Source organism: Nocardia sp. No.11, from assembly GCF_038752175.1.
In the GTDB taxonomy this organism is placed as follows: domain Bacteria; phylum Actinomycetota; class Actinomycetes; order Mycobacteriales; family Mycobacteriaceae; genus Nocardia; species Nocardia canadensis.
The window spans coordinates 19,006-29,356 of the sequence record NZ_JBCGFB010000076.1 but is presented as its reverse complement, the minus strand read 5'-3'; the positions used below and the strand labels follow the sequence as shown (position 1 = coordinate 29,356).

Here is a 10,351-nt window from a genome sequence, read left to right as displayed (position 1 = left end):
GACGACAGCGCCGCGCGCGCGGGCGGGCCACCAGGGGCCGCGGGTCCGGGTGCCACGGCGCGCCAAATACACTCGCCTGTGTGCTCGCACCCGAGCGGCGGACGCGCGCCGATATCTTTGCCGCAGCGGCGATCGCCGTCATCCTTGTGGTGGCGGCGATCGTGGTGTGGGCGCGAGCCGACGCCACCGGGACCGATTCGGTCACCGCGGCCTCGCCCGCGCCGACGGTGACCGCGGCGACGCAACTACCCGCGACGCTCGGCGAGGTGTGGCACGCGGCCGATACCGCCGGCCGCCGAGCCCTGACCTCCGGCAATGTGGTGGTGACCGGCGACGACGGCACCGTGAGCGGCCGCGACCCGGTCACCGGCGAGCAGCTGTGGTGGTATCGCCGCGACATGCCGCTGTGCGCGGTGGAATCCCAGTTCGGCACCGTCATCGCCACCTACCGCGATCAGCGCGGCTGCAGCCAGACCGCGATGCTCGAGTCCGACACCGGCGCGCGCAAGGTCGCGCGCAGCAGCTACATGGACGACGACATCCGGGTCACCGGCGACGGCACCTATCTGCTCGCTCTCGGCCCCGACCGGCTGGAGATGTGGCGGTCGGACCTGGTACGCACCCTCGAATTCGGCTACGTAGACGCCCCGGTGAACCCGAACACCCAGCCGCGCAGCGGGTGCGCGCTGACCTCCGCCGCGTCGAGTTCCGCGCGGCTGTCGGTGCTGGAGCGCTGCCCCGCCGACATGACCGCCCGGCTGACCGTCCTCAACCCGGCGCCGAAGGAATCGACCAACCCCGAGGAGTACGGCTCGCGGGTGCTCACCGCGCCCGGCGCGGACTCCCCCGAACTGCGCGTGCTCGCGGTGTCGGACAACAAGACCGCCGTCTACTACCCGGCCACCCCGGCGACGGCGACCGGTCTCGGCCTGCCCGCCCGGATCGCCGTGCACGACGGCACCGGCAACGAGATCGCGGTGCATCAGCTGGCCGCGCCGTGGAACCCGCGCACGACCACCGTGACCCGGCTCGGTTCGGCGATCTACGTCTTCACCGGCGACAGCCTGATCGCGTTGAGCGCGAACACCTTACAGCCGGTCTGGACGGTCCGCGACGCGCTCGGCACGCCCGCGCTGATGGCGGGCAGACTGCTGGTGCCGGTGGCCGACGGGCTGATCGCGGTGGACACCGCCAACGGCGAGACCGTCGCCCGGATCCCGCTGCAACGCACCGACTACCAGGGCGACACCATCTCCACCGCGGTCCTTGGCACGACGGTCTTCGAACGCCGCGGCGGCCAGCTCTACGCCCTCGGCTGAGGATGCCGCCGCGACGGCGCCTGCCATGATGGACCCATGTCCACTCCCGACGCCCGGTTGGTCCTGCTGCGCCACGGTGAAACCACCTGGTCCAGTCAGCGACGGCACACCAGCCACACCGATCTGCCGCTGACCCCGCTCGGTGAAGCCCAGGCGCGCTCGGCCGGACTGGTGCTGAAATCGCTCGACCTGCGCGATCCGCTGGTCTTCACCAGCCCCCGCCTGCGCGCCAGGCAGACCGCCGAACTGGCCGGGCTGACCCACGCCGCGATCGACGACGACCTCGCCGAGTGGGACTACGGCGACTACGAGGGCCTGACCACCGTCCAGATCCGCGAGACCGTGCCCGGCTGGACGGTATGGACCGCCCCCGTCCCCGGCGGCGAGAACGCCGAGCAGGTGGGCGCCCGGGCCGACCGGATCCTGGCCCGGGTCGAACCGATCCTGGCCGACCGCGATGTCGTACTGGTCGGCCACGGCCACTTCTCCCGCGTCCTGATCGCCCGCTGGGCCGAATTCGCCGTCACCGAGGGCCGCCGCTTCGCCATGTCCACCGGCGCGATCACCGAACTCGGCTACGACCACGACGCCCACACCGTCTGGGGCCACAACCTCACCACCCGCACCGAACCGATCGAAGGAGCCGCCCGATGAGCGCTCTGGTCCGCCGCGCCACGCCCGCCGATGTGCCTGTGCTGGTGGAGCTGGTGCACGAGCTGGCCGAGTACGAGAAGGCGCCCGCGGAGTGCACGCTCACCGTCGAGCAACTGGACGCGGCGCTGTTCGGGGCGGCGCCCGCGCTATTCGCTCATGTGGCCGAGCACGACGGGGTCGTGGTGGGGTGCGCGATCTGGTTCCTGAACTACTCCACCTGGGACGGGGTGCACGGCATCTACCTGGAGGATCTGTACGTGCGGCCGGCGGCCCGCGGCACGGGGCTCGGTCGCGCGCTGGTCGCGGCGCTGGCGGCCGAGGCGGTCGCGCACGGCTACAGCCGGGTGTCATGGTCGGTGCTCACCTGGAACACGCCGTCGATCGCGTTCTACGAATCCCTCGGCGCCGCACCGCAGGACGAGTGGATCGGCTACCGGCTCGCGGGCGACGAATTGTCGGCGCTGGCCGCGACCGCGGGCTGATCCGTGCGGATCGACGCGCCGCGCGAGTGGCCGCGCACGCCCGCCGAGGCGATCGCGCTCCAGGACGAACTGCGCCCGCTCGTGCGCGCGGAGAATCCGGCGCCGCCGCAATTCTCGACGGCGGCGGGAATTGATTCGGCCTACGCCGCGGACGGCACCGTCGCGACGGCGGCGGTAATTCTCGATATCGCCACCCTGGAGCCGGTGGAATCGGCAGTGGCACACGGAATTTCGACCTTTCCCTATGTGCCGGGACTGCTCGCTTTCCGGGAACTCCCGGCCACCGTCGCGGCGTTGGAAAAGCTCACCGGCACACCGGATCTGCTCGTCTGCGATGCCCAGGGCCGCGCGCATCCGCGCCGCTTCGGACTGGCCTGCCACGTCGGGTTGCTGGCCGGAATTCCGACCATCGGTGTCGCCAAATCGGTCTGGGGCGATTACGCCGAGCCCGGTCCGCGCCGCGGCGACGCCACCGACGTCACCATCGACGGCGAGGTGGTGGGGCGCGCGCTGCGCACCCGCGACGAGGTGAAGCCGCTGTTCGTCTCGGTCGGCCACCTCATCGACCTCGACACCGCCTGCGCGCAGGTGCTCGCCCTCACCCGGGGCTTCCGGCAACCCGAGACCACCCGCCGCGCCGACCACCTGTGCCGGGCGGCGCTGCGCGCGGCGACGGCCTGACTACGCGCCCTTGTGCTCGGTATCGGGCAGTTCGCCGTAGTCCTGCGCCATGAACCGGCTCGACGCCGGCGCGAACAGCGCCGCCAGCCCGCCGAGCGCGATGATCGCCAGCAGGCTGCCCCACAGCGGCTGGTGCGAGTCGGTCAACAGCGACCACGCCACCGGCAGCAACAGCACCTGGGCGATGACCGCGATCGCGCGGCCCCAGCGCTTGCCGCGCAGCAGGGCGATGCCGGCGGCGAGCACGCCGCCGAAGAGCACTCCGAACCACATCGCGGTGCCGATGCCGCTGGCCACCGACTGGTCGTGGCCGGTCAACGCGCGCACCACCAGCACGACCGCGGTCCCGACACCGGCCAGGCCTTCCAGCGTCACCAGCGCGCCCGCGACCCGGATCGAGCTCGGGATGCCGGTCGGCACCGGTTCGTCGTCGCGCTGTTCGCCACCGTCTGTCACGTCGTGCTCCGCCACGTGCCCCAGCCTACGACGAGCTGTCGTGGCAGCCCGGCGCGCGCCGGGTGTTCACGGTCTCCCATTACGCTCGACATCGTGCGGACGCTGCTCATCGTCAACCCGAATGCCACCTCGACCACCCCGGCGACCCGGGATCTGCTCGCCCATGCCCTGGAGAGCCGGACGCAGCTGACCGTTGCGCACACCCAGCATCGCGGCCACGCGGCCGAACTCGCCCAGTGGGCATCCACGCAGGAGATGGACCTGATCGTCGTCCACGGTGGCGATGGGACGGTCAACGAGACCATCAACGGCTTCCTGCCGGTGCCCCAGGTGGGCGACGATCAGGTCTGGCGACCGCGGCTCGGCATCATCCCCGGCGGCTCGGCCAACGTCTTCGCCCGCGCCCTCGGCATCTCCCCCGATCCGGTCACAGCAACCAACCAGCTCATCGATCTGCTCGCCCGCGACGCCGACCGCCGGATCGGGCTCGGGCTGGCCGACGATCGGTGGTTCACCTTCAGCGCGGGCGTAGGTCTGGACGCCGATGTGTGCGAGGCGATCGACGTCGCCAGGGCGAAGGGCCGCAAGGCCACGCCCGCGCGCTATCTGCGGACCACCGTGCGCCAGTTCTTCCGCGCTCGGCGCGAGGATCCGCGCGTCACCGTCGAGGTCCCGGGACACGATCCGATCGATGAGGTGTATTACGCCTTCGTCACGAATTCGAGTCCGTGGACCTATCTCGAGGACCGTCCGATTCGCACGAATCCGGGGACGACCTTCGAATCCGGACTGGGCGTGTTCGCGGTCCGTTCGATGAGCGTGACCCGCACCCTGCTGCTTGCCAGGCAGTTGCTGGCCGAGAATGGAAACCCCAAGTCGGACAGCCTTTTCCGGGTGGACGATGTGCCGTCGGTGCACATCGAGACGCCCGACGAGATCGGCCTGCAAATCGATGGCGACTTCATCGGAAAACGCAAGATGGTGCATTTCACATCGGTGCCCGGCATCCTCGATGTGGTGGCTCCCAAGCCGTCCTGAACTCCGGACACGCGGAAAAATCTCCCGGTTGCGCTGCGAAAACCAGGAGACGCGAGTACAAAGGACCGGGCGGGTTCCCCCTGCGGGGCCCTGAGAGCGTGATCTCCCCCACGGTGCGCCGGACACCTATTGACATCTACGGTGTTCGTGAAAGCATTCACAAGCAACCGTGCGGAAACATTCGAGTCGCACAAGTGAACGATCCACTAACCAGAGGTGCCCTTTGTGGCGCCCGCGCAAAGGAGCAGAGGAATGGACTGGCGCCACAAGGCCATCTGTCGCGACGAGGACCCCGAGCTGTTCTTCCCGGTGGGTAACAGTGGTCCTGCGCTCGCGCAGATTGCCGATGCCAAGCTGGTCTGCGCCCGCTGCCCCGTCACTGCCGATTGCCTGTCGTGGGCCCTGAAGTCCGGACAGGATGCCGGCGTGTGGGGTGGAATGAGCGAAGACGAGCGTCGCGCGCTCAAGCGGCGCAACGCGCGCACCCGTACGCGTACCTCCGTCTAGTCGACGAAGGAGGCGTTGCCGGGCCATTCAGCCCGGCCCGGTAACGCATGTTGAGAACCCGGCACCTCGCGGTGCCGGGTTTATTGTTGCCCTCCAGCGGTTTTCGGATTTCTCAGCGTCCGGAGCGGCGGCCCAGCGGGACCCGCAACACCGCATCGGTGCCCACATCGGCACCGGGATGCAGACCGATCGAACCGCCGAGTTCGGAGGTCACCAGGGTCCGCACGATCTGCAGGCCGAGGCGGTCGGACCCCTCCAGACTGAACCCCGCGGGCAGCCCACGGCCGTCGTCGCTGATGATCACATCGAGCCAGCGGGCCGACCGTTCCGACCGAATCGTCACGGTACCGTTCTGCCCCGCGTCGAAGGCGTGCTCGATCGCGTTCTGCACCAATTCGGTCAGCACCATGACCAGCGGGGTCGCGCGCTCGGCGGAGAACACCCCGAGCGAGCCCGCCCGGCGGACCTTGATCCGCGCGGTGTGCACCGTGGCCACGTCCGCCATGATCGGCAGCAGCCGGTCGACGACCTCGTCGAGGTCGACCTCTTCGTCCACCGACATCGACAGCATCTCGTGCACCGAGGCGATGCTGGTCACCCGGCGCACCGACTCCGTCAGCGCCACTTGGGCTTCCGGATTCTCGGTGCGGCGCGCCTGCAGCCGCAGCAGCGCGGCCACGGTCTGCAGATTGTTCTTCACCCGGTGGTGGATCTCGCGGATGGTCGCGTCCTTGCTGAGCAGCGCGCGGTCACGCCGCTTCACCTCGGTGACGTCGCGCACGAGCACAGCGGGCCCGGCCAGTTCGCCGCCCGGCCGCAGCACCAAGGTGCGCAGCAACACCGTCGCCCCACGCGCCTCGACCTCCATCCGGCGGCCGGTGCGCCCGGCCAGCGCGGCCTGGATGTCGGCCACCACTTCCTGCGCGTCGAACGGGTCGGTGATCAGCGAGCGGGTGGTCACCGCGAGATCCTGGCCGACCAGATCGGCCTGCATGCCCATCCGGTGGTAGGCCGAGAGCGCGTTCGGGCTGGCGTAGACGACGATGCCCTCGGTGTCGAGCCGGATGAAACCGTCGCCGGCCCGCGGGCTCGAGTGGGTCGCCGCGCGATCCTCCGGCGTCGGGAAGCTGCCGTCGGCGATCATCTGGCACAGGTCGTCGGCACAGGAGACGTAGGCCGTCTCGAGGGTGCTGCGCACCCGGGAACGCGCCAGGTCGGAGTCGCGACTGAGCACCGCGATCACATCGTCACCGCAGCGCACCGGGATGGCCTCACGGACCGCGTGCACCGGGCTCGGGTGATAGACCTCACTGACCTCGACCTCGGTGTCGGTCCGCGCCGTCTCCCCGGTCAGCAGGGCGTCGAAGACCTGCGGGAAGTCGGTGCGCGAGGCCGTGGTGCTCACCTTGTCGTCCAGGTGGACCGTCGGCGCGGTCGTCGGGCGGATCTGGGCGACGCACACGACGTCGGCACCCTCGGCGACGGGCCCGGCGCCGACCCACAGCAGCAGATCCGAGAACGAGAGGTCGGCGAGCAACTGCCAGTCACCCACCACCCGCTGCAGATGGTCCACGGCGGTGCCGGGGAGGTCGGTGTGCTCGGCCAGGAGCTCGCTCAGAGTTGCCACGGTGGATCTACGCTTCGCTTCCTGGTGCGGGTCAGGCGATGGTGGCGATCAGGTCGCCCGCCTGGAGGACCTGTCCGGGCGCCACATCGATCGAGGTGACGTCACCCTCGACCTCGGTGAGCACCGGGATCTCCATCTTCATGGATTCGAGCAGCACCAGGGTCTGGTCGACCCGCACGTGCTCGCCCACCGCGACCTCGACAGCGAGCACGGTCGAGACCATCTCCGCGCGCACTTCTTCAGGCATGGCACCCCGTTCACTAGTCGTTCGGCCACCGCGATGCGCGATGGCCGTATCCGCCGAAGCTACAGCCAATCACACATGAAACAATGGCTCTCGATCAGATCGTGCTCCGCGCTCCGGCGGGGAGGACCCAGAGAAGGGAGCAACCTATGGGTAAGCGTGGACGTAAGAAGCGCAGCCGCAAGGGCAACGCAGCCAACCACGGCAAGCGGCCCAACTCCTGAGCTGCGCTCGGAGTACGGAAAAGGGGCACCCGTCGGGTGCCCCTTTTCTGTGTCCTGACCAGGGCGCTCAGCCCTCGGTGGTCTCGATCCTGGTGACCGTGATCGACCGGTGGATCTCCAGCTTCAGCCGGTCGCGCAGGCCCTCCGGCGCGTGCTCACCCCCGCACTTGCGGCTGAGCAGGCCCTTGATCTTCTCCTCGATGCCGTAGGCCTCGATGCACGGACTGCAATGGTCCATGTGCTCCTGGAGCCGGTCCCGGGTGGCCTGATCGCATTCGCCGTCGAGCATGAGCCACACGTCCGCGAGTACGGCAGTGCAGTCCATCTCCATGTCGGGGTCGCTCACTTCGTTACCTCCTGGCGTTCCCCACGGTCGAATCCACGTTCGCGCGCCACATCGGCGAGCAAACCCTTGAGTTGCTTGCGGCCGCGGTGCAGCCGGGACATCACGGTACCGATCGGGGTACCCATGATGTCGGCGATTTCCTTATACGGGAAGCCCTCGACGTCGGCGTAATACACCGCCATCCGGAACTCCTCCGGCAGCTGCTGCAGCGCGGCCTTGATCTCGTCGTCGGGCAGCGCGTCGAGCGCCTCCACCTCGGCCGAGCGCAGGCCCGTCGAGGAGTGCTCGGCGGTAGCCGCGAGCTGCCAGTCGGTGATCTCGTCGGTCGGGTACTGCGCGGGCTGGCGCTGCTTCTTGCGATAGGAGTTGATGTAGGTGTTGGTCAGGATGCGGTACAGCCAGGCCCGCAGATTCGTGCCCTCCTTGAAGGACTTGAACCCCTGGAACGCCTTCACATACGTCTCCTGCACCAGATCCTCGGCGTCGGCCGGGTTCCTGGTCATGCGCAGGGCGGCGCCGTAGAGCTGGTCCAGCATCGGGAGCGCATCGCGCTCGAACCGCGCAGCCAGCTCGGCTTCGTCGACTTCTGAGCCGGACGCCTCCGCAGGCACCACGTCGTCGTCGCTCGTCACACCAATCCCTTCGATCGCCGTAGTAGCCGAATCTACCGGCACCACGGAATCGAAGGGCAATCGCGCACCCTGCGGCGAGACGGGACGCTCCTCGAGCAGCAGTGTCACTATCTCTCCTTCGCGAGTTCGGCGGCGGGTGGGCTTGTCACTTGGGTGCAACATGCACCCCCGCATCGGTGTTCCCGGACGGACGGAAATGTGGTTGCCGAGCGGGGCACCCGCGTGATTAGGGTGACGCTCATGGCAGCCGCGTCGACTCCCGCGATCAAGATTCTCACCGGTGCGGGCATCGCCCACCGGGTGCACGCCTACGCGCACGATCCACGGGCGGAGTCCTTCGGTGACGAGGCGGTCGACGCGCTCGGCACGGAACTGGGTGTCGAGGCCGCGCAGATCTTCAAGACGCTGGTGATCGAGCTGTCCACCGGGGCGCTGGCCGTCGCGGTGCTGCCGGTGCCCGCCAAGCTGTCGCTGAAGGCGGCCGCCGCGGCGCTGGGCGCGCCGAAGGCGAGCATGGCCGACAAGACCAAGGCCGAGCGCACCACCGGCTACGTCCTGGGCGGCGTCTCCCCGCTGGGCCAGCGCAAGAAGCTGCCGACCGTCGTCGACGCCTCGGCCCTGGACTGGGACCGGGTGCTGTGCAGCGCGGGCAAACGGGGCCTGGAGATCGAGCTGGCGCCGGCCGATCTGGTCCGCGCGGCGGCGGCCGTCACGGCCCCGATCACGGCCTGAGCAGCGCACAGCCATCCGATCGGGGTCTGGTTCCGAATTCACTGCGACGCAGTCCGCGCCCGGTACGACCGATTCGACCCGAGGATGTGATGCGAGAAATGTCCGCTCGTTCGACGATCGCCACCCTGTCCGGTGCTCTTGTCCTGACCTTCGGCGCTGTCGCCTTCGCCCCGCCCGTCACCGCGATCCCGCCGGTCGCCCCGACCGCGCCGACCGATCCGAGCGACTACCCGCTCAACGGTCCCGGCACCTCCAAGAACTCGCCACAAGCCGCGCCCGAGAAGGACGAAAAGGCCGAGAAGGCGGAGAAACTCGGCGGCGGGGTCGCCAGCGAGCTGATCGATCTGGCCACCGGAATCCTGAAGTGTGGCTTGAACATCGCCACCGACGNGCCGGTGTCGACCCTGGTCAACAGCGTGCGCAACAACGGACCGGAGTTGCTCGCCCCCGCCGACCCGGTCGTCGGCGAAGCCGGACTGTTCTAGCCGGTCACCCGAAACGAACGGGCCGGATCAGCGCGCTGATCCGGCCCGTTCGTTTCGGGTGACCGGCTAGAACAGTCCGGCTTCGCCGACGACCGGGTCGGCGGGGGCGAGCAACTCCGGTCCGTTGTTGCGCACGCTGTTGACCAGGGTCGACACCGGCCGCGCCACGATCGCCGACACCTCGGCGGGCGAAGCGCCGGCGAGCAGCTCGGCGGGCGCGGGATGGTCGGGGTCGAGCCAGGCGTCCCAGTGCTCGCGCGGCATCGGCAGCGGCATCCGGTCATGAATCTTCGCCAGGTCGCCGATCGCGTCGGTGGTCAGGATCGTGCACGACAGCAGCGGAGCGGCGTCGGGCACCTCCCGATCACGCCACACCGACCACAGGCCGGCCATGTACAGCCGTGACCCGTCCGCGTGCGCCATGTAATACGGCCGCTTGACGGCCTTGCCCTGCGCGGCCGGGTCCGATTCGACCAGCCACTCGTACCAGCCGTCCATCGGCACCAGGCAGCGCTTGTGCTTGGCGGCCTCGCGGAACGACGGCGCGGTGACCGCCTTGTCGGCGCGGGCGTTGAACAGCGGCTTGCCCTTGGCCGGCTTGCCGGGCTCGCCCGCCTTGGTCCAGGACGGGATCAGGCCCCAGCGCATGCGCCGCACCCGCAGCTTCGGGTCGTCCTCGGGGGCGTCGTGCTCGTGGCGTTCGACCACGGTGAGCACCTGGCTGGTCGGGGCCACGTTGTAGCTGACCGTCGATTCCTGCTGGTCCGCGTCGAGGTCGGTCTCGTCGATCGCGTCGAGTTCGGCCGCCAGCCGACCCGGATTCGTGGTCGTCGCATATCGTCCGCACATACGGCCATCGTCTCACCGGAGTCCGACACGCGACGGCGACGCGACCACACCGAATTCCACACCACCCGTGTGTCC

General features: G+C 69.3%; 13 protein-coding genes. 7 read left to right on the top strand and 6 right to left on the bottom strand.

All coding sequences use genetic code 11. The annotated features are described in order from the left end of the window. Nucleotides 1–80: 80 nt before the first annotated feature. From V8688_RS21315 to V8688_RS21300, 4 genes are read left to right on the top strand one after another with little or no spacing between them, the layout of a single operon-like run. A complete protein-coding gene (locus V8688_RS21315) occupies nt 81–1,319 on the top strand; it encodes a hypothetical protein (protein WP_342801546.1) in 1,239 nt (412 codons plus the stop codon). A 36-nt stretch (nt 1,320–1,355) separates the two neighbouring features. After that, a complete protein-coding gene (locus V8688_RS21310) occupies nt 1,356–1,973 on the top strand; it encodes an acid phosphatase (protein ID WP_218718678.1) in 618 nt (205 codons plus the stop codon). Then, nucleotides 1,970–2,455 carry a GNAT family N-acetyltransferase gene (locus V8688_RS21305; RefSeq protein ID WP_316575874.1) on the top strand — a complete coding sequence of 162 codons (486 nt, stop codon included), beginning with the start codon at nt 1,970–1,972 and terminating at the stop codon, nt 2,453–2,455. Before V8688_RS21310 ends, V8688_RS21305 begins: the two co-directional genes overlap by 4 nt. A 3-nt stretch (nt 2,456–2,458) precedes the next feature. Next, a complete protein-coding gene (locus V8688_RS21300; protein WP_218718676.1) occupies nt 2,459–3,136 on the top strand; it encodes an endonuclease V in 678 nt (225 codons plus the stop codon). Here V8688_RS21300 and V8688_RS21295 read toward each other — a convergent pair whose 3' ends face one another. Continuing rightward, on the bottom strand, nt 3,137–3,556 hold the full coding sequence (locus V8688_RS21295) for a hypothetical protein (protein ID WP_218718692.1): 420 nt from the start codon (nt 3,554–3,556) through the stop codon (nt 3,137–3,139). 129 nt (nt 3,557–3,685) lie between these two features. Between V8688_RS21295 and V8688_RS21290 the strand changes: the two genes are divergently transcribed. Then, a complete protein-coding gene (locus V8688_RS21290; protein ID WP_218718675.1) occupies nt 3,686–4,630 on the top strand; it encodes a diacylglycerol kinase family protein in 945 nt (314 codons plus the stop codon). Nucleotides 4,631–4,882: 252 nt separating this feature from the next. Further along, nucleotides 4,883–5,137 carry a WhiB family transcriptional regulator gene (locus tag V8688_RS21285; RefSeq protein WP_022567051.1) on the top strand — a complete coding sequence of 85 codons (255 nt, stop codon included), beginning with the start codon at nt 4,883–4,885 and terminating at the stop codon, nt 5,135–5,137. Nucleotides 5,138–5,249: 112 nt separating this feature from the next. Here the strand turns inward: V8688_RS21285 and V8688_RS21280 are convergent, their stop codons facing one another. From V8688_RS21280 to V8688_RS21265, 4 genes are all read right to left on the bottom strand, one after another. Then, a complete protein-coding gene (locus V8688_RS21280) occupies nt 5,250–6,764 on the bottom strand; it encodes a histidine kinase N-terminal domain-containing protein (RefSeq protein ID WP_218718674.1) in 1,515 nt (504 codons plus the stop codon). 31 nt (nt 6,765–6,795) lie between these two features. Further along, nucleotides 6,796–7,011, bottom strand: a complete 216-nt coding sequence (locus V8688_RS21275; RefSeq protein WP_189026708.1) for a biotin/lipoyl-binding carrier protein — start codon at nt 7,009–7,011, stop codon at nt 6,796–6,798. 288 nt (nt 7,012–7,299) lie between these two features. Next, entirely contained in the window at nt 7,300–7,563 is a 264-nt protein-coding gene (rsrA, locus tag V8688_RS21270; RefSeq protein WP_218718691.1) for a mycothiol system anti-sigma-R factor, read from the bottom strand. An 11-nt stretch (nt 7,564–7,574) separates the two neighbouring features. Continuing rightward, nucleotides 7,575–8,372: a sigma-70 family RNA polymerase sigma factor gene (locus V8688_RS21265; protein WP_316576358.1), complete on the bottom strand. Its 798-nt coding sequence runs from the start codon at nt 8,370–8,372 to the stop codon at nt 7,575–7,577. Nucleotides 8,373–8,450: 78 nt separating this feature from the next. On the opposite strand from V8688_RS21265, the gene ybaK reads away from it, so the two are divergent. Further along, on the top strand, nt 8,451–8,942 hold the full coding sequence (ybaK, locus tag V8688_RS21260; RefSeq protein WP_342801545.1) for a Cys-tRNA(Pro) deacylase: 492 nt from the start codon (nt 8,451–8,453) through the stop codon (nt 8,940–8,942). Nucleotides 8,943–9,493: 551 nt separating this feature from the next. Here the strand turns inward: ybaK and V8688_RS21255 are convergent. Further along, nucleotides 9,494–10,276 carry an SOS response-associated peptidase gene (locus V8688_RS21255; protein ID WP_218718671.1) on the bottom strand — a complete coding sequence of 261 codons (783 nt, stop codon included), beginning with the start codon at nt 10,274–10,276 and terminating at the stop codon, nt 9,494–9,496. Between the last annotated feature and the right edge of the window lie 75 nt (nt 10,277–10,351).